Source organism: Kitasatospora sp. NPDC088160 (assembly GCF_044741445.1).
Lineage (GTDB): Bacteria > Actinomycetota > Actinomycetes > Streptomycetales > Streptomycetaceae > Kitasatospora.
Genome location: NZ_JBIUSS010000028.1, coordinates 57,902 through 82,368 on the forward strand (window position 1 = coordinate 57,902; position 24,467 = coordinate 82,368).

Genomic DNA, 24,467 nt, shown 5'->3' on the forward strand with positions numbered 1-24,467 from the left:
GCCCGCCGGGGATACAGTCGCCGTTGACGACAGGCCCTGGGCCCTGGCGAGCGACGAGGAGACCGGCCGCGTGCACCTGAAGAGTCTGACGCTGCGCGGGTTCAAGTCCTTCGCCTCCAGCACCACCCTGCGCTTCGAGCCCGGCATCACCTGCGTGGTCGGCCCGAACGGCTCCGGCAAGTCGAACGTCGTCGACGCGCTGTCCTGGGTGATGGGGGAGCAGGGCGCCAAGTCGCTGCGCGGCGGCAAGATGGAGGACGTCATCTTCGCCGGGACCAGCGGGCGCGCCCCGCTCGGCCGGGCCGAGGTCAGCCTCACCATCGACAACGCCGACGGCGCCCTGCCGATCGACTACTCCGAGGTGACCATCACCCGGACCATGTTCCGCAACGGCGGCAGCGAGTACGCGCTCAACGGCGAGACCTGCCGCCTGCTGGACATCCAGGAGCTCCTCTCCGACTCCGGCATCGGCCGCGAGATGCACGTCATCGTCGGCCAGGGCCAGCTGGACTCCGTCCTGCACGCCGACCCGATGGGCCGCCGCGCCTTCATCGAGGAGGCGGCCGGCGTCCTCAAGCACCGCAAGCGCAAGGAGAAGGCGCTGCGGAAACTGGACGCGATGCAGGTCAACCTCAACCGCGTCCAGGACCTGGTGGCCGAACTGCGCCGCCAGCTGGGACCGCTCGGCCGGCAGGCCAGGATCGCCCGCCGCGCCGCCGGCATCCAGGCCGACCTGCGCGACGCCCGGCTGCGGCTGCTCGCCGACGACCTGCTGGCCCTCCGGCAGGCCGTCGAGGCCGAGATCGCCGACGAGCTGGCACTGCGGCTGCGCCGCACCACCGTCGAGCAGGAGCTGGCCGGTGTCGTCCAGCGCGAGGCCGTGCTGGAGGCACAGGTCCAGCAGCTCGGCCCGAGCCTGGAGGGCGCCCGGCAGACCTGGTACCGGCTCTCCGCGCTCGCCGAGCGCACCCGCGGCACCATCGGGCTGGCCGAGGCCCGCGCCCGGCACGCCGCCGCGGGCGGGCAGGCCGAGGAGCGGCGCGGCCGCGATCCCGAGGAACTGGAGCGGGAGGCCGCGCGGGTCCGCGAGGACGAGGCCGCGCTGGCCGAGGCGCTGGAGGAGGCGCAGTACGCGCTGGCCGAGGCGGTCGAACGCAGGAGTGGACTGGAGCGCGGGCTGGCCACCGAGGAACGTCGGCTGCGGGACGCCGCCCGGGCCATCGCGGACCGCCGGGAGGGCCTGGCCCGGTTGCAGGGGCAGGCCGCCGCCGCCCGCTCCAAGGCGGCCTCCGCCGAAGCCGAGATCGGCCGGCTGACCGAGGCCGGCGGCGAGGCACTGCTGCGGGCCGAGGCCGCGCAGGCCGAGTACGAGGAGCTCCAGCGGCAAGTCGGCGGCCCCGCCGGGGACGACGAGCGGGCCGAGGCCGCCCACCAGGAGGCCCGGGAGCGGCTCGCCGCCGTCGAACGCGACCTCGCCGCCGCCCGGGAGTCGGCCGGCGCCGCCGAGCGCGAACGGGCCGGGCTCACCGCGCGGCACGAGGCGCTCTCCCTCGGACTGCGCCGCAAGGACGGCACCGGCGCCCTGCTCGACGCGGGGGAGCGGCTGAGCGGACTGCGGGGCCCCGCGGCCGCGCTGCTGCGGATCGCCCCCGGGTACGAGGTGCCGGTGGCGGCGGCGCTCGGCGCGGCCGCCGACGCGGTCGCCGTCGACTCGCCCGGCACCGCCGCCGAGGCGCTGCGGCTGCTGCGTGCCGAGGACGCCGGCCGGGCCGCGCTGCTGATCGAGGGTGCCGGCCGGGCCGCGCTGCCGATCGGGGGTGCCGGTGAACCGCTCGCCGGCGTCGGAGAGTTGCCGGAAGGAGCCCGCTGGGCCGCCGAACTCGTCGACGGGCCGGCCGGGTTGGTCGGTGCCGTGCGGGGCCTGCTGGCCCGGGTGGCGGTCGTCGGCACCCTCGATGAGGCGCTGCGGCTGGTCGCCGACCACCCCGGGCTGACCGCCGTCACCGCCGCCGGGGACCGGCTCGGCGCCGACTTCGCGCAGGGCGGCTCCGACGGTGTGCCGAGCCTGCTGGAGATCCGGGCGGCGGTCGAGGAGACCGCCCGGGCGATCGCCGAACTCGCCCTCCGTTGCACCGAGTCGGCCGCACGCCTGGCCGAACTCGCCGAGCAGCGGCGGGAGTCGGACGCCGCCGTGGAGCAACTCGCCGAGCAGCGGCGGCGGCAGGAGAAGGAGCGCGCCCAGGTGGCGGGCACGCTCGGCCGCCTCGGCGGGCAGGCCAGGGCCGCCGCCGGCGAGGCCGAGCGGCTGTCCGCCGCCGCCGCGCGGGCCGACCAGGACCTGGCGGAACTCCTCGCCACCGCGGAGGAGTTGGCCGAACGCCTGGCCGCGGCCGAGGACTCGCAGGACTCCGGAGAGGACGAGCCGGACACCGCCGAGCAGCAGCGGCTGGCCGAGGCCGCCACCGGCTCCCGGCAGGCCGAGCTGGAGGCCAGGCTCGCGGTGCGCACCCACGAGGAGCGGGTCCGCGCGCTCGCCGGCCGGGCGGACCAGCTGGACCGGGCCGCCCGCGCCGAGCGCGAGGCGCGTGCCCGGGCCGCCGAGCGCCGCCGACGCGCCGAGCACGACGCCGGGGTGGCGAACGCCGTCGCGGCGGGCGCCCGACAGCTGCTGGCCTGCCTGGAGGTGTCGCTGTCCCGCGCGGACGCCGGGCGGGCGGCGGTCGAGCAGGCGCGCGCCGAGCGCGAGACCGAACTGCGGGCGCACCGCGAGCACGGCCGCGGTCTCAAGGAGGAACTGGACAAACTGGTCGACGCCGGCCACCGGGACGAGGTGCTGCGGGCCGAGAAGCGGCTGCGGATCGAGCAGCTGGAGGCCCGGGCGCTGGAGGAGTTCGGCATCGACGGCGGCGAACTGCTCGCCACCTACGGGCCGGACCAGCCCGTCCCGCCGTCGACCCCGGAAGAAGGACGGGAGCCGGGCGAGCCGCGCCCGTACGACCGGGCCGAGCAGGAGAAGCGGCTCAGGGCGGCCGAGAAGGCGTACCAGCAACTGGGCAAGGTCAACCCGCTGGCGCTGGAGGAGTTCGCGGCGCTGGAGGAGCGCCACCAGTTCCTCGGGGAGCAACTGGACGACCTCAAGCGCAGCCGGCGCGACCTGCTGGACATCGTCCGGGAGGTGGACGAACGGGTCGAGCAGCTGTTCGCCTCGGCGTACCACGACACCGCCGCCCAGTTCGAGGGCGTCTTCGCCCGGCTGTTCCCCGGCGGCGAGGGGCGGCTGGTGCTGACCGACCCCGACCACATGCTCACCACCGGCGTCGAGGTGGAGGCCCGCCCGCCGGGCAAGAAGGTCAAGCGGCTGTCGCTGCTGTCCGGCGGCGAGCGCTCGCTGACCGCGGTGGCACTGCTGGTGGCGATCTTCAAGGCCAGGCCCAGTCCGTTCTACGTGATGGACGAGGTGGAGGCGGCGCTCGACGAGACCAACCTGCGCCGGCTGGTCGGGATCATGGAGGAGCTGCGGGAGAGCTCCCAGCTGATCGTGATCACCCACCAGAAGCTGACCATGGAGTCCGCGGACGCCCTCTACGGCGTGACCATGAAGGGCGACGGCATCTCGCAGGTGATCAGCCAGCGGCTGCGCGAGGGGCGCCGGGAGCGAAGGGCGCGCCCGATGCCTCCTCGGCGGCGCGACGAGGCTGTTGTCTCCGGGTCGACAGACTGATCCACCGGCCTGGCCCGGGCAGATGCTCCCGGACGCTCCGATCACGGATACTGGAGCGGTTGTGACTCCTCCCCCTCGCTCGCGAGGGGGCTTCTCGTTCAGCCGTTTGACGACCTCATGACGGCCAAGCCCTGACCGGTGCCGCACGGCACAGCGGTCAGCGTAAGGGAGGCGGCGACGCTCCGTGCGTCGGTGACCGAAGGATCACTCTGTCGTGGGATCCCGAGAAGGAGATTTATGTGGAATACGTGATCCTTGCCGTAGTCATCGCCGTGGTCGCCATCGGCGCGATCGCCGGCCTCGTCGTTTCCGGCAGACGACGCCAGCAACTGCCCCCGAAGTCGCAGTCGCCGGTCATCACGGCGCCGCCGACCACCCCGCAGGAGCCCCAGGTCGGCGAGGAGGCCGCGCCGCCGACCGAGGAGCCCCGCCGCACCGTCGAGGAGGTGCAGCTCCCCGAGACCGAGGCTCCGACCGAAGCCTCGACCGGAGCCCCGGCCACGGCCCCGACCGAGGTCGAGGTCGAGGCCGCCGAGGCCGAGACGGCACCCGCCGTCGAGGTCCCCGAGCCCACCGCGGGCCGACTGGTCCGGCTGCGCTCCCGGCTCTCCCGCTCGCAGAACTCGCTCGGCAAGGGACTGCTCTCGCTGCTCTCCCGCGAGCACCTGGACGAGGACACCTGGGAGGAGATCGAGGAGACCCTGCTGACGGCCGACGTCGGCGTGGCCCCCACCCAGGAGCTGGTCGAGCGGCTGCGCACCCGGGTGAAGGTGCTCGGCACCCGGACGCCCGACGAACTGCGCGCGCTGCTGCGCGAGGAGCTCGTCGAGCTGATCGGCAAGGACTCCGACCGCACCGTCCGCTCCACCAAGCACGCGGAGGGGCCGGCCGTGGTCCTGGTGGTCGGCGTCAACGGCGTCGGCAAGACCACCACCACCGGCAAGCTCGCCCGCGTCCTGGTCGCCGACGGCCGCAAGGTGGTGCTCGGCGCCGCCGACACCTTCCGGGCCGCCGCCGCCGACCAGCTGCAGACCTGGGGCGAGCGGGTCGGTGCGCGCACCGTGCGCGGCCCGGAGGGCGGTGACCCGGCCTCGATCGCGTTCGACGCGGTCAAGGAGGGCATCGCCGAGGGCGCCGACACCGTGCTGGTGGACACCGCCGGCCGGCTGCACACCAAGACCGGCCTGATGGACGAGCTGGGCAAGGTCAAGCGGGTCGTCGAGAAGCACGGCCCGGTGGACGAGGTGCTGCTGGTGCTGGACGCCACCACCGGCCAGAACGGCCTGATCCAGGCCCGGGTGTTCGCCGAGGTGGTCGACATCACCGGCATCGTGCTGACCAAGCTGGACGGCACCGCCAAGGGCGGCATCGTGGTCGCGGTCCAGCGCGACCTGGGCGTGCCGGTCAAGCTGGTCGGCCTGGGCGAGGGTGCGGACGACCTGGCGCCGTTCGAGCCGGGCGCGTTCGTGGACGCGCTGATCGGGGACTGAGGCCCCGTACGCACGAAGGGTCCGCTCCGCGAGGGGCGGGCCCTTTCGCGTTGCCGCCCGGGGGCCGGCGGGGTGCCCGGGACCGGAGGAGCGTGCCGAGCTGGAGGGGCGCGCCGAGCTGGAGGGGCGCACGCCGAGACGTGCGGGGCACGCGGAGGCCTACGAGGCGAGCCAGGCAGGTTCGGCGGTGCGCTCGCGGCCGCGGTGGCAGGCGTAGGCGAGGGTGCCGAGCAGCAGCCGGGCCTCGGGCGGGCAGCCGGCGTTGTCGCGGGTGGGGCGGCGCAGCCAGCGGACCGGGCCGAGCGCGCCGAGCACGGTGGGCGGGGCGGCGACGTAGCTGCCCTCGCCGTGGCAGGTGAGGTCGAGCGCGGCGTCGTCCCAGCCCATCCGGTAGAGCAGGTCGGGCAGTCGGCGGGCGGCGCCGGCGGCGACCAGGAACTGCAGCCGGCCGGTGGGCGGGGCGAGCACCGGGCCGACCTGGGTGCCCATCCGCTCCAGCCGGACCAGCGCCTGTAGTCCGGCCTGCTCGGGGACGTCCAGGACGTCGAAGGCGCGGCCGGTGGGGAAGAGAACCGAGCCCCCGGCGCCCGCTTCCCGGGACCGGTCCTCGCCGCCCGGTACGGGATGCAGGCCGGGCGCGGCGCAGCGGTCGGAGCCGCAGGGACAGCGGGTCGGGGCGGTGGCGGAGCCGGCCGGGGCGCCGGTGGCGACCGTCCAGCCCCAGCGGCCGGTGTACTCCGCGGCGGCTTGGGACGCGGTGACCTTGGTGCGGCGGCGCGCGCCCAGCGGAGTCAACCGCAGGTGTCCCAGTCGAAGTTCGCCGAACAGGTTGTCCATGCCTCCCCCAACAGGTTCCCGTCGCCGATGGTTACGGGATGGTGACTGTGTGTTGATTGTCCGTTGCGTGGTGCGTTGTGCGGTGGCGGCGTGCAGCGCCCGGTGTGCGCCTGTCGTGGTGGTGCGCCTCGGGCGCCGCCTTGTGGCTGGCGGCACCGATGCCGGATCGTGGGGTGGGCGAGGCGGCCGCCGATCAGGGTGGGCGTCGAACTCGCCTGTGACTGCGGTGGGTTGCCGGGGCTGCCGGGTTTCGCCGGAGGCCTTGGCGGCCCGCATATGCCGGGCCGTCGGACTTCCTAGTGAAGCGCGTGGGCCGTGGCTTCGGTTCACTCGTGGGGGTGGCGAAAGGTGGCGTTTCGCCAGGGCCGCTCCCGTGGGCGCCGCGCGGGGCATTACGTTCAGCACACGGACGTCATCGTGGAATCGACTCCGGTCCGCCAGGGCGCGGGAGTTGGGAATCTGACGGTCCGTCCGTAACGATGGCACACCAGTGCGAGAGCGTGGTACGGCAACACCTCAGGCACGGTACGTCTGGCAAGGGCCCGAAACCGTCGGGCGTCACGATCGGGGCCCCGAGGGGGCCGGGCGGGATGGGGACGTTCCCATGGCAGAGAAGCAACCCAACGAGAAGCTGACCACCTGGTTCGCCCGCAGCGGCTGGTCCAAGGGCGAGTTGGCCCGTCAGGTCAACCGTCGGGCCCGGCAGATCGGTGCCCACCACGTGTCCACCGACACCTCGCGGGTGCGCCGATGGCTCGACGGCGAACAGCCCCGCGAGCCGATTCCCAAGATCATGTCGGAGCTCTTCTCCGAGCGCTTCGGCTCGGTGGTCTCGATCGAGGACCTCGGCCTGCGCGCCGCGATCCCGGTCTCCACCGTGGGCGGCGGCGTCGACCTGCCGTGGAGCGCGCCGCAGACCGTCCAGCTGATCAGCGACTACTCCCGCAGCGACCTGATGCTCAACCGCCGGGGCTTCCTCGGCACCTCGCTCGCGCTGACCGCCGGCGCCGCGCTGATCGAGCCGATGCAGCGCTGGCTCACCCCCGGCCCGACCGGCGCCCCCACCCCGATCCTCGCCGCGGCCAACGGCGGCGATCCGTTCACCGGCCGGCTGTCCGAGCCCGAGCTCGAACTGCTGGAGCAGACCACGGTCATGTTCCGGCAGTGGGACGCGCAGAACGGCGGCGGGCTGCGCCGCAAGGCCGTCGTCGGCCAGCTCCACGAGGTCACCGACCTGCTCCAGGAGACGTACAACGAGAACACCACCCGGCGGCTGTTCCGGCTCACCGCCGAACTCGCCCACCTGGCCGGGTGGATGTCGTACGACGTCGGAATGCACCCGAGCGCGCAGAAGTACTACGTGCTGGCCCTGCACGCCGCCAAGGAGGCCGGGGACCGCCCGTTCGGCGCACTCATCCTCACCGACATGAGCCGCCAGATGATCCACCTCAACCGGGGCGAGGACGCCCTGGAGCTGATCCACCTGGCGCAGTACGGCAGCCGGGACACCGCCAGTGCGCGCCAGCAGTCCCTGCTGTACGCGATGGAGGCGCGCGCCTACGCCACCATCGGCGAGGTGAACCGCTGCGCCCGGGCCGTCCGGCTGGCCGAGGACACCTTCACCGACATCCGCGAGGGGGAGGAGGAGCCGGACTGGCTGAAGTTCTTCTCGCCGGCCGAGCTGAACGCCGAGAACGCGCACTCCTTCCGCGACCTCGCGTACCACTCCGACAACGCCCAGCTGTACGCCTCGATGTCCGCGCCGGTGATGGAGCGCGCGGTCGACCTGTTCCGCCAGGACGGCGACCACGTGCGCTCGTACGCCTTCAACCTGATCGGCATGGCCAGCGTCCACCTGTTGCAGCGGGAGGCCGAGCAGGCCGCGGTGATGGCCGAGCAGGCGGTGGACATCGCCACCAAGGTGCGCTCGGAGCGGCTGAACTCCCGGGTCCGCAAGACCACCGAGGCCGCGGCCGCCCGGTTCAAGGGCGTGGACGCGGTGAGCCGGCTCAAGGAGCGCGTCGTCCAGGACATCCCCGAGTACGTCTCGGTGGTCTGAGCACCCCGAGCCCGTGGGCCGCGGATCCGGCCCGAGGACCCCGCCGACCGTGACGGCCGCCGCCGCCACGGTCGGTGGCCGTCGTGCCACCGGCCGTCCCGTTCGGCGGCACGGTAACCCGTTCGGCCCTGCGGCACGGCCGTCGTTCACGAAGGCGTAACCCGCGCGTCGTACGCGTCACGGCCGCGAAACAACGGGCCGCACTGGCCGAAACCAGCCTTCGGCACTCTCCTCTTCATCGCCGACACCCCGGGTGGCACGGGACGGGTAATCCGGGTTTGGATCGGCTTCCACGCAGAGGAGACGCCGATGCCGGACGGCTTCAGCGCGGGCGACACCGCCTTCGTGCTCATCAGTGCGGCCCTGGTCATGGTGATGACCCCGGGCCTGGCCTTCTTCTACGGGGGCATGGTCAGGGCCAAGAGCACCCTGAACATGCTGGCGATGAGCTTCCTCTCGCTCGGCATCGTCAGCGTGCTCTGGGTCCTCTACGGGTACTCGCTCAGCTTCGGGCCCGACTCCTTCGCCGGCCTCATCGGCAACCTGGACTTCCTCGGGATGCGCGGCATCGGCCTGAACGACCTCACCGGGACCATCCCGGTCACCGCGTTCGCCACCTTCCAGCTGATGTTCGCGATCATCACCCCGGCGCTGATCAGCGGCGCGATCGCGGACCGGGCCAAGTTCGGCGCCTGGGGCCTGTTCATCGCGCTCTGGGTGACCGTCGTCTACTTCCCGGTCGCGCACTGGGTGTTCTTCTTCGACGGCGGCCACGGCGGCTGGCTGGGCGACCGCAACGGCGTGATCGACTTCGCCGGCGGCACGGCCGTGCACATCAACGCGGGCGTGGCCGGCCTCGCGCTCTGCCTGGTGCTGGGCAAGCGGGTCGGCTTCAAGAAGGACCCGATGCGCCCGCACAGCCTGCCGCTGGTGATGCTCGGCTCCGGGCTGCTGTGGTTCGGCTGGTTCGGCTTCAACGCGGGCTCGGCGCTGGCCGCCAACGGCGTCGCCGCGATGGCGATGGTCAACACCCAGGTCGCCACCGGTGCGGCGCTGGTCGGCTGGCTGGTCTACGAGAAGCTCAGGCACGGCGCGTTCACCACGCTGGGCGCCGCCTCCGGCGCGGTGTCCGGCCTGGTCGCGATCACCCCAGCCTGCGGCTCGGTCAGCCCGCTGGGCGCGGTGGCGATCGGCCTGATCGCCGGCGCGGTCTGCGCCGCCGCGGTCAGCCTCAAGTACCGCCTCGGCTTCGACGACTCGCTCGACGTGGTCGGCGTGCACGCGGTGGGCGGCGCGATCGGCTCGCTGCTGATCGGCCTGTTCGCCACCGGCGGGGTCGGCCAGACCGCCAAGGGCCTGTTCTACGGCGGCGGGCCGGCGCAGCTCGGCAAGCAGGCGATGGGCGTGGCCGTGGTCGCCGCGTACTCCTTCGTCCTCTCCTGGCTGCTGGCGAAGGCGATCGACAGGACGGTCGGCTTCCGGGTCGCCGAGGAGGTCGAGGTGGGCGGCATCGACCAGGCCGAACACGCCGAGTCCGCCTACGATTTCAGCGCGGTGGGCGCGGGCCTGGCGCGGGCCCTGCCGGGCCTGGTCGGCGCCGCGGCGGCCGCGAGGTCCGCGGAGAGGCCCGCCGCCGGGAAGGCCGCCGCCGAGCCCTCCGCCGAGCCAGCCGCCACGGCCGCCGGGAAGGCCGCCGACACGACCACCGCCGAGCCCACCGAGAAGACCGAGGTCGACGCCCGATGAAGCTCATCACCGCCGTGATCAAGCCGTACCGCCTGGACGAGGTGAAGGCCGCCCTACAGGCCTTCGGGGTGCACGGCCTGACCGTCACCGAGGCCAGCGGCTACGGCCGCCAGCGCGGCCACACCGAGGTCTACCGGGGCGCCGAGTACACCGTGGACCTGGTCCCCAAGGTCAGAATCGAGGTGCTGGTCGAGGACGAGGACGCCGACGAGCTGATCGAGGTCCTGGTGAAGGCCGCCCGGACCGGCAAGATCGGCGACGGCAAGGTCTGGAGCGTCCCGGTCGACACCGCCGTCCGGGTCCGGACCGGAGAGCGCGGGCCGGACGCCCTCTGAGGGCCCTTCGCCGAGGGCCCTTCGTCGAGGGCCCTGAACCGTAGGACGCGCCGCAGGCGGGCCCGCCGTCCCCGAGGGGTCGCGGGTCCGCCGACGGCGCATCGGCGCCAGGCCGCCCGGGCCGTCCGCAGATCTCCCATCGGCCGCCCGCAGGCCGTCCGGCGCCGCCCGCTCAACCGCACGACGGACGGGACCAAAACGCCATGACCACCGAGACCAGCCCTCCCGACTACGGCGCCGCCCGGGCCGCGCTGCTCGCCGGCCCCGGCCCGGCCGGGCGGCCCCGCCGCGCGGCTCTCGCCCGGCTCACCGACGACTGGCTGGCCGGTCTGCTCGCGGCCGCCGGCGGCCCGCCCGGCGTCGCGCTGGTCGCGGTCGGCGGATACGGGCGCGGCGAGCTGTCCCCGCGCAGCGACCTCGACGTCCTGCTGCTGCACGACGGCCGGCTCGACCCCGACCTGCCCGAGCGAATCTGGTACCCGGTCTGGGACGCCGGCGCCGCGCTCGACCACTCGGTGCGCACCGTCGCCGAGGCCCGATCCGTCGCCGCCGCGGACCTCAAGGCCCAGCTCGGCCTGCTGGACGCCCGCCACCTCGCCGGGGACCAGGAGCTCACCGCCGCCCTGCGCTCCGCCGTGCTCACCGACTGGCGCGCGAGCGCCCCCGCGCGCCTGCCGGAACTGCGCGACCTCGGGCGGGAGCGGGCCGAGCGGCACGGCGAGCTGTCGTTCCTGCTGGAGCCCGACCTCAAGGAGGCCCGCGGCGGCCTGCGCGACGCCGTCGCGCTCAACGCCGTCGCCGCCACCTGGCTCGCCGACGCCCCCCGGGACGGCCTGGACGCCGCCGCGCTGCGGCTCGCCGACGTCCGCGACGCGCTGCACCTGGCCACCGGCCGGGCCACCGAGCGGCTCGGCCTCCAGGACCAGGACCAGGTCGCCGAACGGCTCGGCGTGCTGGACGCCGACACCCTGCTGCGCCAGGTCTACGAGGCCGCCCGCACCGTCGCCTACGCGAGTGACGTCACCTGGCGGGCGGTGGAGCGGGTGCTCGCCGCCCGGTCCGGCCGGGGCCGCCGGGCCGCCCGGCTGGCCTTCCCGTTCACCGGCGCCGGGCGCGGCGCGGGCGCGGTGGCCCGGGGCGCGGTCGCGCGCCGGCCGCTCGCCGAGGGCGTGGTCGAGCAGGACGGCGAGGCGGTGCTCGCCCAGGGTGCCCGCCCGGCCGCCGACCCGGTGCTGCCGCTGCGCGCCGCGGCCGCCGCCGCGCAGAACGGGCTCACCGTCTCGTACGCGACGGTGCGCCGGCTGGCTGCCGAGTGCCGCCCGCTGCCGGTGCCCTGGCCGGACGAGGCGCGCGAGCAACTGGTCACCCTGCTGGGCGCGGGCGAGGCGGCCGTCCCGGTGTGGGAGGCGCTGGAGGCGGAGGGACTGGTCACCCGGCTGCTGCCGGACTGGGAGCGGGTGCGCTGCCGTCCGCAGCGCAACGCCGTGCACCGCTGGACGGTGGACCGGCACCTGGTGGAGACGGCGGTGCGGGCCGCGGCGATGACCCGCCGGGTGGCCCGGCCGGACCTCCTGCTGGTCGCCGCGCTGCTGCACGACATCGGCAAGGGCTGGCCCGGCGACCACAGCGAGGCCGGCGAGGTCATCGTCCGGGACGTCGCCGCCCGGATGGGCTTCGGCCCCGAGGACACCGAGACCCTGGCGGTGCTGGTCCGCCACCACCTGACCCTGGTCGACACCGCGACCCGACGGGACCCGGACGACCCGGCCACCGTCGAGGCGATCACCAAGGTGGTCGGCACCGCGGCCCAGCTGGAGCTGCTGCACGTGCTCACCGAGGCGGACGCGCTGGCCACCGGCCCGGCCGCGTGGAGCGGCTGGCGGGCCTCGCTGGTGGACGGCCTGGCGGCCCGGGTCGCCGCCCGGCTGGCCGGCGCCTACGCCGCGCCCGTGGAGACCGCGCCGACCGCCGCGCAGGAACGGCTCGCGGTGGAGGCCGCCCGGACCGGCGGGCCCGCCCTGTCGCTGCTGGCGCGGTCCGAGGGGGCGGAGCCGGGCGCCGAGCCGATGGGCGTCGAGCTGACCCTGGCCGTCCCGGACCGGCCCGGACTGCTCGGCACCGTCGCCGGGGTGCTCGCGCTGCACCGGCTGGCCGTCCGCTCGGCCGGTCTGCGCGAGCTGGACCCGATCGGCGCCGGCCCGGTGCTGCTGCTGTCCTGGCGGGTGGCCGCCGAGTTCGGCGAGCTGCCGGAGGCCGCCCGGCTGCGGGCCGACCTGCGCCGGGCGCTGGACGGCTCGCTGGACGTCGCGCGCCGGCTGGCCGAGCGGGACGCCGCCGCCCCGCGCCGCCGGGGCATCCCCACCCCGCCGCCGGTGGTCGCGGTGGCGCCTGCGGTGGCCTCGGCGACCGCGACCGTCCTGGAGGTCCGCGCGCACGACGCGCCGGGGCTGCTGCACCGGATCGGCCGGGCGCTGGACGGGGCGGGCGTGCGGGTGCGGACGGCGCACGTCTCGACGCTGGGCGCGGAGGCCGTCGACTCCTTCTACCTGACCGACGGGGAGGGGCGGTCGCTCTCCGCCGGGCGGGCCGGGGAGGTGGCGGCGGCGGTTCGGGCGGCGCTGGGCTGAGCCGTACCGGGGGCCTTCGGGGCTCGCCGGGGTGCGGTTCCGCCGGGTTCCGCCGGGGCCCGCCTGGGGCTGCCGGGGGTCGGCCCGCCGGGGCCCGCCGGCGCCTGCCGAGGTCCGTTCCGAGGTCGTGGCAACCCGGGTGGAGACCGTACCCGGGGCGGCCGGATACCCTGGGGGGCGACGACCGTACCGATACCGATGCCGCAGAGGACCCGCGACGACGTGTTCGACACTCTTTCCGATCGCCTCGCAGCGACGTTCAAGAACCTCCGGGGCAAGGGCCGCCTGAGCGAGGCGGACATCGACGCCACCGCCCGCGAGATCCGCATCGCGCTGCTGGAGGCGGACGTCGCGCTGCCGGTCGTGCGGGCCTTCATCAAGCAGGTCAAGGAGCGGGCGGCCGGCGCCGAGGTCTCGGGCGCGCTCAACCCCGCGCAGCAGATCATCAAGATCGTCAACGAGGAGCTCATCGCGATCCTCGGTGGCGAGACCCGCCGGGTCCGGTTCGCCAAGAACGGCCCGACGGTGATCATGCTCGCCGGTCTGCAGGGTGCCGGTAAGACCACCCTCGCGGGCAAGCTCGGCCACTGGCTGAAGAGCCAGAAGCACACCCCGCTGCTGGTCGCCTGCGACCTCCAGCGGCCCAACGCCGTCAACCAGCTCCAGGTGGTCGCCGACCGCGCCGGCGTGGCCTTCTACGGCCCGCAGCCGGGCAACGGCGTCGGCGACCCGGTGCAGGTGGCCAAGGACTCGATCGAGTACGCCAAGCAGAAGCAGTACGACGTCGTCGTCGTCGACACCGCCGGACGCCTGGGCATCGACGCCGAGCTGATGCAGCAGGCCGCGGACATCCGCGCCGCGGTCAACCCGGACGAGGTCCTGTTCGTCGTCGACGCGATGATCGGCCAGGACGCGGTCACCACCGCGCAGGCCTTCCTCGACGGCGTCGACTTCACCGGTGTCGTGCTCTCCAAGCTCGACGGCGACGCCCGCGGCGGTGCCGCCTTGTCGGTCGCCCACGTCACCGGCCGGCAGATCATGTTCGCCTCCAACGGCGAGAAGGTCGACGACTTCGACGCCTTCCACCCCGACCGGATGGCCTCGCGCATCCTCGGCATGGGTGACGTCCTCTCGCTGATCGAGAAGGCCGAGCAGACCTTCTCGCAGGAGGAGGCCGAGAAGATCGCCGCCAAGCTGCGCGGCGGTCCGAAGGCGTTCACCCTGGACGACTTCCTGTCGCAGCTGGAGCAGGTCCAGAAGATGGGCTCGATCTCCAAGCTGCTGGGGATGCTGCCCGGGATGGGCCAGATCCGCGACCAGATCAACAACATCGACGACAAGGACGTCAACCGGGTCGGCGCGATCATCAAGTCGATGACCCCGGCCGAGCGCGCCGAGCCGGAGCTGATCAACGGCTCCCGCCGGGCCCGCATCGCCAAGGGCTCGGGTGTCCAGGTCGGCGAGGTGAAGAACCTGGTCGAGCGGTTCTTCGACGCCCGCAAGATGATGTCCGCGATGGCCTCCGGCAAGGGCGTGCCCGGCATGCCGGGGATCCCGGGCATGGGCGGCGGCGCCAAGAAGTCCGGCAAGAAGGCCCCGCAGGCCAAGGGCAAGCGCAAGAGCGGCAACCCGCTCAAGCGGGCGCAGGAGGAGGCCGCGGCCGCCCAGCGCCGCGCGCTCGGCCCGGGCGGCGACCAGGACCCGGCCGGCGGCGGCGCGTTCGGCCTCGGTGCGGGCAAGGGCCCGGCCGACTTCGAGCTGCCCAAGGAGTTCAAGGACCTGCTGTAGACCGGTCCGTCGTTCGAGCGGCCCGCCGTCCGGGACCTTCCGGGCGGCGGGCCGCTCGCATGCCCGATGATGGTGGTGTGCGAGTGACGATCAGGGCCCCGCGGGCCGAGGACAAGGACGTGTACGCCGAGGCGGTCCGACGGTCCGCCGACCACATCGGGCGGTGGAACCCGGTCGAGCCGGACGGCCTGGCCGAACTGCTGGACCGCCAGGGGCCGGGCCTGCGCACCTTCCTGATCGTCGACCGGGACACCGGCGGGCTGGTCGGCAAGGTGAACGTCGCCAACATCGTGATGGGCCGGTTCTGCAACGGCGCGCTGGGCTACGACGCGTACCTGCCGTTCGCCGGCACCGGGCGGATGACGGAGGGGCTGCGGCTGGTCCTGGACCGCTGCTTCGCCCCGCAGTCGGCCGGCGGGCTGGGCCTGCACCGGCTGGAGATCAACGTGCAGCCGGACAACGAGCGGTCGGTCGCGATGGCCAAGCGGCTGGGCTTCCGGCACGAGGGCTTCACCCCCCGGATGCTGTTCCTCCAGGGCGACTGGCGGGACCACGAGCGGTTCGCGCTGACCGCCGAGGAGTGGCCGGGCGCGGAGGCGTAGCCACGGGCGGGGCGCCGCGCGGCCACTGACGGGGCGAGCCACGTGCGCGGCCACTGACGGGGCGGCGAGGCCTCTGAGCCACGGGCGGGGCTCCGGGCGGCACGGCCACTGACGGGGCACCGGTGCTCAGCCACTGGCGGGGCCCCGTCGAGGCTGGTCAGGGGCGTGCTCGGCGCGGCGTTTCGGGTGGCTCGCCCGAGCCCGCGTCCGTATCGTCCGATGGGTGACCGAACCCGTGCCGCCGCGCCAGACCCCCGACCAGCCCTGGCGGTCCGAGGGCGCCCCGCCCCCGCCGCCGCCCCGCCGCCGGATGCCCGGCGGCTGGATGGGGCTCGCCCTCACCGCGCTCGTGGTGTTCCTGATCTCCGACCTGCTGCTGTCCTTCTTCGGCAACGCCGGCGCCACCACGATCTCCTACACCGAGTTCAACAACCAGCTGAACAAGGGCAACATCACCAAGATCTACTCCAAGGGCGACGCGATCGAGGGCACCCTCAAGAGCGCCCAGCCCAAACCGGACGGCGGCAAGGGCGACTACACCGACTTCGCCACCCAGCGGCCGTCCTTCGCCAACGACAACCTGTGGACCACGCTGCAGCAGCAGGGCGTCGAGGTCACCGCCACCTCCCCGGTGGTCCAGCAGCGCAGCTTCCTCGCCAACCTGCTGATCTCGCTGGCCCCCATGGTGCTGCTGATCCTGATCTGGGTGCTGCTCGCCCGCCGGATGGCCGGCGGGCTGGGCGCCGGCGCGCTCGGCCGCAAGGCCCCGCCCAAGCCGGTCACCGCCGACCAGGGCAAGCGCACCACCTTCGCCGACGTGGCCGGCATCGACGAGGTCGAGGCCGAACTCACCGAGGTGGTCGACTTCCTGAAGAACCCGCAGCAGTACCGCAGGCTCGGCGCCAAGATGCCGCGCGGCGTGCTGCTGAGCGGCCCGCCCGGGACGGGCAAGACCCTGCTCGCCAGGGCCGTCGCCGGCGAGGCGGACGTGCCGTTCTTCTCCGCCTCCGCCTCCGAGTTCATCGAGATGATCGTCGGCGTCGGCGCCAGCCGGGTCCGTGAACTGTTCGCCGAGGCCCGCAAGGTCGCCCCGGCGATCATCTTCATCGACGAGATCGACACCATCGGCCGCCAGCGCGGCGCGGGCGGCGGCATGGGCGGGCACGACGAGCGCGAGCAGACGCTCAACCAGATCCTCACCGAGATGGACGGCTTCACCGGCTCCGAGGGCGTCATCGTGATCGCCGCGACCAACCGCGCGGACGTGCTCGACCCGGCGCTGCTGCGCCCCGGCCGGTTCGACCGGCGGATCACCGTCAGCCCGCCCGACCGGGACGGCCGCGCCGCCATCCTGCGCATCCACACCCGGACCGTCCCGCTGGCCGGCGACGCCGACCTCACCCGGCTGGCCAAGGTCACCCCCGGGATGACCGGCGCCGAACTCGCCAACCTGGTCAACGAGGCCGCCCTGCTGGCCGTCAAGCGCAAGCAGGACGCGGTGAACGAGCGGGACCTCTCGGACGCCCTGGAGAAGGTCCAGCTCGGCGCCGTCCGGCCGCTGGTGATGCCGCAGGAGGAGCGCGAGCGCACGGCCTACCACGAGAGCGGGCACGCGCTGCTGGGCATGCTGCAGCCCGGCGCCGACCCCGTCCGCAAGATCACCATCGTGCCGCGCGGCCGGGCGCTCGGCGTCACCCTGTCCACTCCGGAGAACGACCGCTACTCGTACACCGAGCCCTACCTGCGCGGCCGGATCATCGGCGCGCTCGGCGGGATGGCGGCCGAGCAGGTGGTCTACGGGGTGATCACCACCGGGGCGGAGAGCGACCTGGAGCAGGTCACCAACATCGCCCGCGGGATGGCCGGCCGGTGGGGGATGAGCGAGCGGGTCGGGCGGCTGACCGCGGTGCCCGCCGACCCGCAGGGCGCCTACGGGCTCTCCGCCGCGCCGACCACCCTCGACGCGGTGGACGAGGAGGCCCGGCGGATCGTCGCCGAGTGCTACGAGGACGCGGTGCGGCTGCTGACCGAGCAGCGGGCCCGGCTGGACGCGCTGGCGGCGGCGCTGCTGGAGGGGGAGACGCTGGACGAGGAGCAGGCGTACCGGGCGGCCGGGGTGCCGCGGAAGGGCTCCGGCTCCGACCAGAAGTCGCTCGACCAGGCGTGAACCGGCGGGCCGGGGGCGCTCGCCGCGCTGGCGGGCGCCCCCGGTTTCGTCGTTGCCGGATCTGTTGTCGCCCGGGGCCGTTCCGATCGCCGCCGGGGGTCTCGTTCCCAGTGCCGTCGGGGTCTCGTTCCGGGCGTCGCCGTGGGCCCCGTTCCCAACGCCGTCGGGGTCGGCCGCCGCCAGCCGCTACCGGGGCCGTTCGGCGATCAGGTAGCGGAAGACGTTCTCCATCCGGACCGAGCCGTCCGCGCGCAGGTACGGCTGCAGCGCCTCCTCCAGCTCCTTGGCGACCAGCGACGCGCCGGAGAACTCCTCGGCCGCCTCGAACAGACCGGTGGAGAGCAGGCCGCGCACCGCGCTGTCCAGGTCCGCGTAGGCGAACGGGCAGCTCACCCGCCCGCTGCCGGCCGGGCGCAGGCCGGCCGGGGCGAGCAGGTCCTCCAGCGTGCCGGGCGTGCTCAGCTCGAACGGGTCGCGCGCGGTGGTCCGGCCCGCCCGCCGACGCGCCACGTCCAGCACCGGGGCGCTCTGGCAGCGCTCCGGAGGGCCCCAGGCGGCCAGCACCACGTGCCCGCCCGGGAGGGTCAGCCGGGCGGCCTCGACGACCACCGCACCCGGCTCGGCGCAACCGGGCAACTGCTCGAACACCGTCACCAGCGAATGGGCCGAGCGGGGGACGGCAGCGGTCGGCCGGGCCCCCGCGCACACCCGCAGCCGACGGTCATGGGCCAGCTCGCGCAGCTCGTCCCGCGGCTCCTGGCCGGTGACCTGGGCACCGCGCCCGGCGGCGAGCAGCAGCGCCAGTCCGGACCGGCAGCCCAGGCCCAGCACGCTGGTCGCCGGGCCGACCTCCAGCCGGTCGTGGACCGCCTCGTAGAGCGGCACGAGCATGCGCTCCTGGATCTCCGCCCAGTCGCGCGCCCGCGCGGGCCGCGCCGCCCCGGGCTGCGGGTGGTGCGGTCGTGCGCCTGTCGGTCGTACGGTCGTGCCGGTCGTCCGAGCTGAAGCCATCGCGGCCTCCCATCCGGTCCTTCGGTGTGCTGCTACGGCTCCCCCAAAGTCCCGCCCCACTCCAGCGAACAGCGGGTCGGGCCCGGCGTCCAGAGGGGTGCAGGGTGGTGCGCGCGTGTCGCGGTCGTGCGCCCCCTGCGGTCGGCGGGTGCCGCCTCCTGCCGCCGGCGGGTGCGCGGTCGCCCGTCCGGCGGGTGCGGCGGTCGTCCGTCCGGCGGCCGCGGGCGTGTTATCGATTCGAAGTCAGGGGGCCGCGCCCCGTACCATTCGGGCCATGGCTAAGGCACCCGTTCTCACCCCTCAGGCGGAAGACTTCCCGCGCTGGTACCAGGACCTCATCAACAAGGCCGAGCTGGCCGACAACGGTCCGGTGCGCGGCACCATGGTCATCCGACCGTACGGCTACGGCCTGTGGGAGCGGATGCAGCAGGAGATGGACGCGCGGATCAAGAAGGCCGGCGCGCAGAACGCCTACTTCCCGATGTTCATCCCGCAGTCCTACCTGACCAGGGAGGCCGAGCACGTCGAGGGCTTCGCCCCCGAGCTCGCGGTGGTCACCCACGGCGGCGGCAAGCAGCTCGACGAGCCGGTCGTCGTCCGGCCCACCTCCGAGACGATCATCAACGAGTACTTCTCGAAGTGGGTGCAGAGCCACCGCGACCTGCCCCTGCTGATCAACCAGTGGGCCAACGTGGTCCGTTGGGAGCTGCGCCCGCGCGTCTTCCTGCGCACCACCGAGTTCCTCTGGCAGGAGGGCCACACCGCCCACGCCACCTACGAGGACGCCCGCGCGTACGCGTCGATGATCCACACCCAGGTCTACGGCGACTTCATGACGAACGTGCTCGGCATCGACGTCGTGCTCGGTCGCAAGACGGCCAAGGAGCGGTTCGCCGGCGCCATCAACACCCTCACCCTGGAGGGCATGATGGGCGACGGCAAGGCGCTGCAGATGGGCACCAGCCACGAGCTGGGCCAGAACTTCGCCAAGGCGTTCAACACGACCTACCAGCTCCAGGGCGGCGAGCGCGAGCACGTCTGGCAGACCTCGTGGGGCGTCTCGACCCGCATGGTCGGCGGCCTGATCATGTCCCACGGCGACGACAACGGCCTGCGGGTGCCCCCGCGACTGGCCGCCGTCCAGGCCGTCGTGCTCGCCATCAAGGGCGACGACGCGGTCATCGCCAAGGTGCGCGAGATCGGCGCCACGCTGGAGGCCGCCGGTGTCCGGGTGGTCGTCGACGACCGCACCGACACCCCGTTCGGCCGCCGCGCGGTGGACTGGGAGCTCAAGGGCGTGCCGCTGCGCATCGAGGTCGGCCCGCGCGACCTCGAGAACGGCACCGCGATGCTGGCCCGCCGGATCCCCGGCGGCAAGGAGCCCGTCTCCATCGACTCCCTGGCCGCGCTGGTCCCGGGCATCCTGGAGGAGGACCAGGCGCTGCTGCTGCGCCAGTCCCGCGAGCGCCGCGAGGCCCGTACCGTCGACGTCAAGACCATCGAGGAGGCCGCCGAGGCCGCCGCGACCGGTTGGGGCCGGATCTCCTGGGCCGACCTCGGCCCGGAGGGCGAGGCCAAGCTGGCCGAGCAGGGCGTTTCGGTGCGCTGCATTGTCGCGGCCGACGGCTCGGTGCCGCTGGCGGACGACCAGGACGGCAATATCGCGATCGTGGCCCGCGCGTACTGATGCCTGTTACCAGCAGGTAATGACCGTTGCCGGCGACATTTGCCCGGAATGCGGATGAGTAAGAATCCGGTAACTGTCCGAGGGGCGCCCCGACCGCGGACATCCCTACTGGCCGGTCAACTGCCGGTATTAACGCAATAGCGGTACGGTGTACGGCCCGTGGCCCTGTCAACTCGACGGGTCCACGGGCCGTACGTCCAGGGGGCGACAGCCCGCCCCCGGACGGAATTCACGAGGCCCGCCGAGCTGCGGCGAGCCGAAACCGGCAGGGGGTTGGTCTTGCGTCAGATCCGGAACGCGCAATTCGCGCGCGACCATGCATTCCTGGGAGTTTCCTGGGAATTCCCGAAGAACGAGAACATGCGGAACATCGGCTCGCACTCCATCGTTGGTCTAGCGTGAGCACGACACAGCCCCTCGTCCTCGCGGCCGAACTGGCCGCCGCCTGGAGTGACATCCAGGCCCACCACCAGGACCTCCCCGACCTGGCCTCGCCCGAGGCCCTGATCGGCGAATCCTCCTCGGCCTGTGGCACCCGGCTCGGTTTCGAGCGGCTCCTCCACGAGGCTGCCCACGGTCTGGCCGCGGCCCGGGACATCCGGGACACCTCGCGAGCCGGCCGCTACCACAACCGGCGCTTCCTGCTGCTCGCCTCCGAGCTCGGACTGGCGCACCCGGTCGAACCGCACGCGAGCAGCGGCTTCTCCCAGGTGACCATGCTCAAGGAGACCCAGGAGCGCTACGCGGAGACCATCGAGCGACTGGACCGCGCCCTCGGCGCGCACCAGGAGGCGGTGGCCGGCGACGGTACGACGCGGGCCTTCCGCGGCCCGGCCGCCCGGCACGGCTCCTCCGGGGGCGGCGTCCGGGTCAAGGCGGTGTGCGGCTGCGGACGGAACGTCCGGGTCGTGCCGTCGGTGCTCGCCCAGGCGTCCATCGTCTGCGGCGCGTGCCAGCAGCCGTTCAAGATCTCGTGACCGATCGGTCCACCGGACCGGGAGATCGTTAGACCGGAACACCAGAAGACGGGGAAGGCCGGCGGACGGCTGTGCGGGCAGCGGATCCGGCCGGAGCGAGCGGTACATCGGTGAGTTCGTGGGCGGACCGGGAGCGAGGGCTCCCGGTCGCGCCTTGTGGACGGGCCTGCGGAGGCGGTCGGGGGGCGGCCTCCGGAGGGTCGTGCGCGGCCCGCGGACGGCCGGGCGCGCCGCTGGGGCACGGCTGGGTGCGCGGCCGGGGTACGGCTGGGATGCAGCCGGGATGCCTCCTGCGGATGGCCGAGCGAAGGCGGTTCGCGCCGGTATGGCAGAATGGACAGCTGAGTACTCGGCAGCCGAGCAGGACCCCTCTCTCCTACGGCTGGCGTGTCCCTTGAACGGCCCACGGCGCAACCCCACGCGACGGCGCGGCCGCTCACCCACGTCAACACCAGGAGAATCCACTCCCGTGGCAGTCAAGATCAAGCTCAAGCGTCTCGGCAAGATTCGCTCCCCGCACTACCGCATCGTCGTCGCCGACTCGCGCACCAAGCGTGACGGCCGCGCGATCGAGGAGATCGGCATCTACCAGCCGACCTACAACCCCTCGAAGATCGAGGTCGACACCGACCGGGCCCAGTACTGGCTGTCCGTCGGCGCCCAGCCGACCGAGCCGGTGCTCGCCATCCTCAAGCTGACCGGCGACTGGCAGAAGTTCAAGGGCCTCCCGGCCCCGGCGCCGCTGCTGGTCGCCGAGCCCAAGGTCGAGGACTTCTCGCACCTGTTCGCGAAGGCCGTCGCCGGCTTCGAGGACGCCACCACCGGTGTTGCCATCACCCCGAAGGCCAAGAAGTCGGACAAGGTCGAGGCTGAGGCCGACGCCGCCGCCGAGGCCTGAGCGTGATCGAGGACGCCCTCGACCACTTGGTGAAGGGCATCGTCGAGCACCCCGACGAGGTGCAGGTGCGCTCGCGCAACCTGCGTCGGGGCAACACCATCGAGGTGCGAGTGCACCCCGATGACCTCGGCAAGGTGATCGGCCGGGGTGGCCGCACGGCGCGCGCACTGCGCACCGTGGTCGGCGCCCTCGGCGGTCGCAACGTCCGGGTCGACCTGGTCGACGTGGACAACATTCGCTGACGCAGCTGCTCGTTCAGCCGTCAGGGCTTGTGAGGCCGGCCGGGACGCATGTCGTCCCGGTCGGCCTTTCGCGTTTCTCGCGCTTCCCGCATTCCGTCCCGCTTCAGGAACTCCAGGAGAACGATCACCGTGCAGCTCGTCGTCGGCAAGATCGGCCGCGCCCACGGCATCAGGGGGGACGTCAGCGTCGAGGTCCGCACCGACGAGCCGGAGCTCCGGCTCGGCCCCGGTGCCGTCCTGTTCACCGACCCCGCGTCGGTGGGCCCGCTGACCATCGAGTCCGGCAAGGTGCACAGCGGCCGGCTGCTGCTGCGCTTCGCCGGCGTCAAGGACCGCAACGCGGCGGAGGCGCTGCGGGGCACGCTGCTCATCTCCGAGGTCGACCCGGAGGAGAGCCCCGAGGACCCGGAGGAGTACTACGACCACCAGCTGATCGGCCTGGACGTGGTGCTGCTCGACGGCACCCTCGTCGGCGAGCTGACCGAGGTCGTCCACCTGCCGTACCAGGACCTGCTCACGGTGGAGAAGGCCGACGGGACGGAGGTGCTGGTGCCCTTCGTCCGCCAGATCGTGCCGACCATCGACCTGGAGAACCAGCGTGCCGTGATCACCCCGCCGGTCGGCCTGATCGAACCCGAGCAGGCCGAGGTCGCCCGTGGTGCCTCCGCCGAGGGCGAGGACGCCGAGGACGCTGAGGGTGTCGAGGATGCTGAGGGTGTCGAGGACACTGAGGGTGCGGCCGGCGCCAAGGGCGCGGAGGGGTCGGAGTGACGGTGGAGGAGGGCGTCGCGCAGGTCCAGGACGGGATGCGGATCGACGTCGTCTCGATCTTCCCCGAGTACCTGGAACCGCTGAACATCTCGCTGGTCGGCAAGGCCCGCTCCCGCGGCCAGCTGGACGTGCACGTCCACGACCTGCGCGAGTGGACCCACGACGTGCACCGGACCGTGGACGACAGCCCGTACGGCGGCGGCCCCGGCATGGTGATGAAGCCCGAGCCGTGGGGCGAGGCGCTGGACGCGGTGGTCGCCGGCGGGCCCGAGGGCCAGCTGCCGACGCTCGTCGTGCCCACCCCCAGCGGGCGGCCGTTCACGCAGGAACTCGCCCAGGAACTGGCGAGCCGCCCGTGGCTGGCGTTCACCCCCGCCCGGTACGAGGGCATCGACCGGCGGGTCATCGAGGAGGCGGCCACCCGGATGCCGGTGGTCGAGGCCTCGATCGGCGACTACGTGCTGGCCGGCGGCGAGGTCGCCGTGCTGGTGATGGTCGAGGCGATCGCCCGGCTGCTGCCCGGGGTGCTCGGCAACGCCGAGTCCCACCGGGACGACTCCTTCGCGCCCGGTGCGATGGCCGACCTGCTGGAGGGCCCGGTCTACACCAAGCCCGCCGAATGGCGCGGCCGGACCGTGCCGGACGTGCTGCTCAGCGGAAACCACGGCCGGATCGCCCGCTGGCGGCGGGAACAGGCCTTCGCCCGGACCCTGGCGAACCGCACCGACCTGGTCGAGCGCTGGCGCTACGGAGCCTTCGACAAGAAGGACCGGGAGGCGCTCAGCATCCTCGGCCTGGCCTGGGACGAGGAGCTCGGCCGATTTCGGTCCGTGGCCGTCGGTGTGGAAGAATAGGCCGCTGCTGTCTGTTGCTGGGCCCCCTTCGTAGGGGCCACGTGGACCGGCGCCCTCGCCACGGGGGGATCGTCGTCAGCCGATGCGGCCCGCAGCAAACCCCATTGTGACGAACTTCCGTGGGCGGCCCGTGGCGCCTGCGATGGAGAGCAACATGAGCAACAAGCTCGCTGCTGTCGACGCGGCCTCGCTGCGTAGCGACATTCCGGCCTTCCGCGCCGGTGACACCCTGAAGGTCCACGTCCGGGTCATCGAGGGCAACCGCTCCCGCGTCCAGGTCTTCCAGGGCGTCGTCATCCGCCGCCACGGCGCCGGCGTCGGTGAGACCTTCACCGTTCGCAAGGTCAGCTTCAACGTCGGCGTGGAGCGCACCTTCCCGGTGCACACCCCGGTCGTCGAGAAGATCGAGGTCGTGACCCGCGGTGCGGTTCGCCGCGCCAAGCTGTACTACCTGCGTGACCTCCGCGGCAAGGCCGCGAAGATCAAGGAGAAGCGCGACCGCTGATCCACCGTCCCCCGGCCTCGCCGGGGGATCGGATCGCTCTGAGGGGCCGGGCCGCCGCACGGTAAGCTCAGCCCCCGATGAGCACGCACGAACCACCCGCGGACCGCGACGGCAGTCCCGCACCCACCGGTGCGGACTCGCTGTCGCGGT

At 73.6% G+C, this 24,467-nt stretch carries 18 protein-coding genes; 16 read left to right on the forward strand and 2 right to left on the reverse strand.

Annotated elements, in window-relative coordinates:
- Positions 1–70 precede the first annotated feature (70 nt).
- Positions 71–3,721 (forward strand): chromosome segregation protein SMC, encoded by a 3,651-nt coding sequence (smc, locus tag ACIOGZ_RS34720; RefSeq protein ID WP_400988873.1) that lies wholly within the window; start codon positions 71–73, stop codon positions 3,719–3,721.
- Positions 3,722–3,960: 239 nt separating this feature from the next.
- Positions 3,961–5,211, forward strand: coding sequence for a signal recognition particle-docking protein FtsY (ftsY, locus tag ACIOGZ_RS34725; protein ID WP_363585731.1), 1,251 nt, complete (start codon positions 3,961–3,963; stop codon positions 5,209–5,211).
- Between the two features lie 159 nt (positions 5,212–5,370).
- Here ftsY and ACIOGZ_RS34730 read toward each other — a convergent pair whose 3' ends face one another.
- Positions 5,371–6,048, reverse strand: a complete 678-nt coding sequence (locus ACIOGZ_RS34730) for a bifunctional DNA primase/polymerase (RefSeq protein ID WP_363585732.1) — start codon at positions 6,046–6,048, stop codon at positions 5,371–5,373.
- A 604-nt stretch (positions 6,049–6,652) separates the two neighbouring features.
- Between ACIOGZ_RS34730 and ACIOGZ_RS34735 the strand changes: the two genes are divergently transcribed.
- From ACIOGZ_RS34735 to ftsH, 7 genes are all read left to right on the forward strand, one after another.
- Entirely contained in the window at positions 6,653–8,107 is a 1,455-nt protein-coding gene (locus ACIOGZ_RS34735; RefSeq protein ID WP_350882914.1) for a hypothetical protein, read from the forward strand.
- Positions 8,108–8,416: 309 nt separating this feature from the next.
- Positions 8,417–9,853 carry an ammonium transporter gene (locus ACIOGZ_RS34740; protein ID WP_400988875.1) on the forward strand — a complete coding sequence of 479 codons (1,437 nt, stop codon included), beginning with the start codon at positions 8,417–8,419 and terminating at the stop codon, positions 9,851–9,853.
- Positions 9,850–10,188 carry a P-II family nitrogen regulator gene (locus tag ACIOGZ_RS34745; RefSeq protein WP_063347683.1) on the forward strand — a complete coding sequence of 113 codons (339 nt, stop codon included), beginning with the start codon at positions 9,850–9,852 and terminating at the stop codon, positions 10,186–10,188. Before ACIOGZ_RS34740 ends, ACIOGZ_RS34745 begins: the two co-directional genes overlap by 4 nt.
- Before the next feature lie 203 nt (positions 10,189–10,391).
- On the forward strand, positions 10,392–12,815 hold the full coding sequence (locus tag ACIOGZ_RS34750) for a [protein-PII] uridylyltransferase (RefSeq protein ID WP_363585734.1): 2,424 nt from the start codon (positions 10,392–10,394) through the stop codon (positions 12,813–12,815).
- 222 nt (positions 12,816–13,037) lie between these two features.
- Positions 13,038–14,603 (forward strand): signal recognition particle protein, encoded by a 1,566-nt coding sequence (gene ffh, locus ACIOGZ_RS34755; protein WP_350882982.1) that lies wholly within the window; start codon positions 13,038–13,040, stop codon positions 14,601–14,603.
- 59 nt (positions 14,604–14,662) lie between these two features.
- Entirely contained in the window at positions 14,663–15,205 is a 543-nt protein-coding gene (locus ACIOGZ_RS34760; RefSeq protein WP_363375916.1) for a GNAT family protein, read from the forward strand.
- A 223-nt stretch (positions 15,206–15,428) separates the two neighbouring features.
- Positions 15,429–17,372 carry an ATP-dependent zinc metalloprotease FtsH gene (gene ftsH / locus ACIOGZ_RS34765; protein WP_363585735.1) on the forward strand — a complete coding sequence of 648 codons (1,944 nt, stop codon included), beginning with the start codon at positions 15,429–15,431 and terminating at the stop codon, positions 17,370–17,372.
- A 186-nt stretch (positions 17,373–17,558) separates the two neighbouring features.
- Here ftsH and ACIOGZ_RS34770 read toward each other — a convergent pair whose 3' ends face one another.
- On the reverse strand, positions 17,559–18,383 hold the full coding sequence (locus tag ACIOGZ_RS34770; protein WP_400806205.1) for a class I SAM-dependent methyltransferase: 825 nt from the start codon (positions 18,381–18,383) through the stop codon (positions 17,559–17,561).
- Positions 18,384–18,657: 274 nt separating this feature from the next.
- On the opposite strand from ACIOGZ_RS34770, the gene proS reads away from it, so the two are divergent.
- The 7 genes from proS to rplS all read left to right on the forward strand — a co-directional run bounded on the left by proS (position 18,658) and on the right by rplS (position 24,317).
- Entirely contained in the window at positions 18,658–20,070 is a 1,413-nt protein-coding gene (gene proS / locus ACIOGZ_RS34775) for a proline--tRNA ligase (protein WP_363585737.1), read from the forward strand.
- Between the two features lie 398 nt (positions 20,071–20,468).
- Positions 20,469–21,047: a hypothetical protein gene (locus ACIOGZ_RS34780; RefSeq protein WP_063347677.1), complete on the forward strand. Its 579-nt coding sequence runs from the start codon at positions 20,469–20,471 to the stop codon at positions 21,045–21,047.
- A 469-nt stretch (positions 21,048–21,516) separates the two neighbouring features.
- Positions 21,517–21,945 (forward strand): 30S ribosomal protein S16, encoded by a 429-nt coding sequence (gene rpsP, locus ACIOGZ_RS34785; protein ID WP_063347676.1) that lies wholly within the window; start codon positions 21,517–21,519, stop codon positions 21,943–21,945.
- A 2-nt stretch (positions 21,946–21,947) separates the two neighbouring features.
- Positions 21,948–22,187: an RNA-binding protein gene (locus tag ACIOGZ_RS34790; protein WP_030056773.1), complete on the forward strand. Its 240-nt coding sequence runs from the start codon at positions 21,948–21,950 to the stop codon at positions 22,185–22,187.
- Positions 22,188–22,316: 129 nt separating this feature from the next.
- Positions 22,317–22,958 (forward strand): ribosome maturation factor RimM, encoded by a 642-nt coding sequence (gene rimM, locus ACIOGZ_RS34795; RefSeq protein WP_363585738.1) that lies wholly within the window; start codon positions 22,317–22,319, stop codon positions 22,956–22,958.
- Positions 22,959–22,993: 35 nt separating this feature from the next.
- Positions 22,994–23,812: a tRNA (guanosine(37)-N1)-methyltransferase TrmD gene (gene trmD, locus ACIOGZ_RS34800; protein WP_063351119.1), complete on the forward strand. Its 819-nt coding sequence runs from the start codon at positions 22,994–22,996 to the stop codon at positions 23,810–23,812.
- Positions 23,813–23,966: 154 nt separating this feature from the next.
- A complete protein-coding gene (rplS, locus tag ACIOGZ_RS34805) occupies positions 23,967–24,317 on the forward strand; it encodes a 50S ribosomal protein L19 (protein ID WP_063347674.1) in 351 nt (116 codons plus the stop codon).
- Positions 24,318–24,467 lie beyond the last annotated feature (150 nt).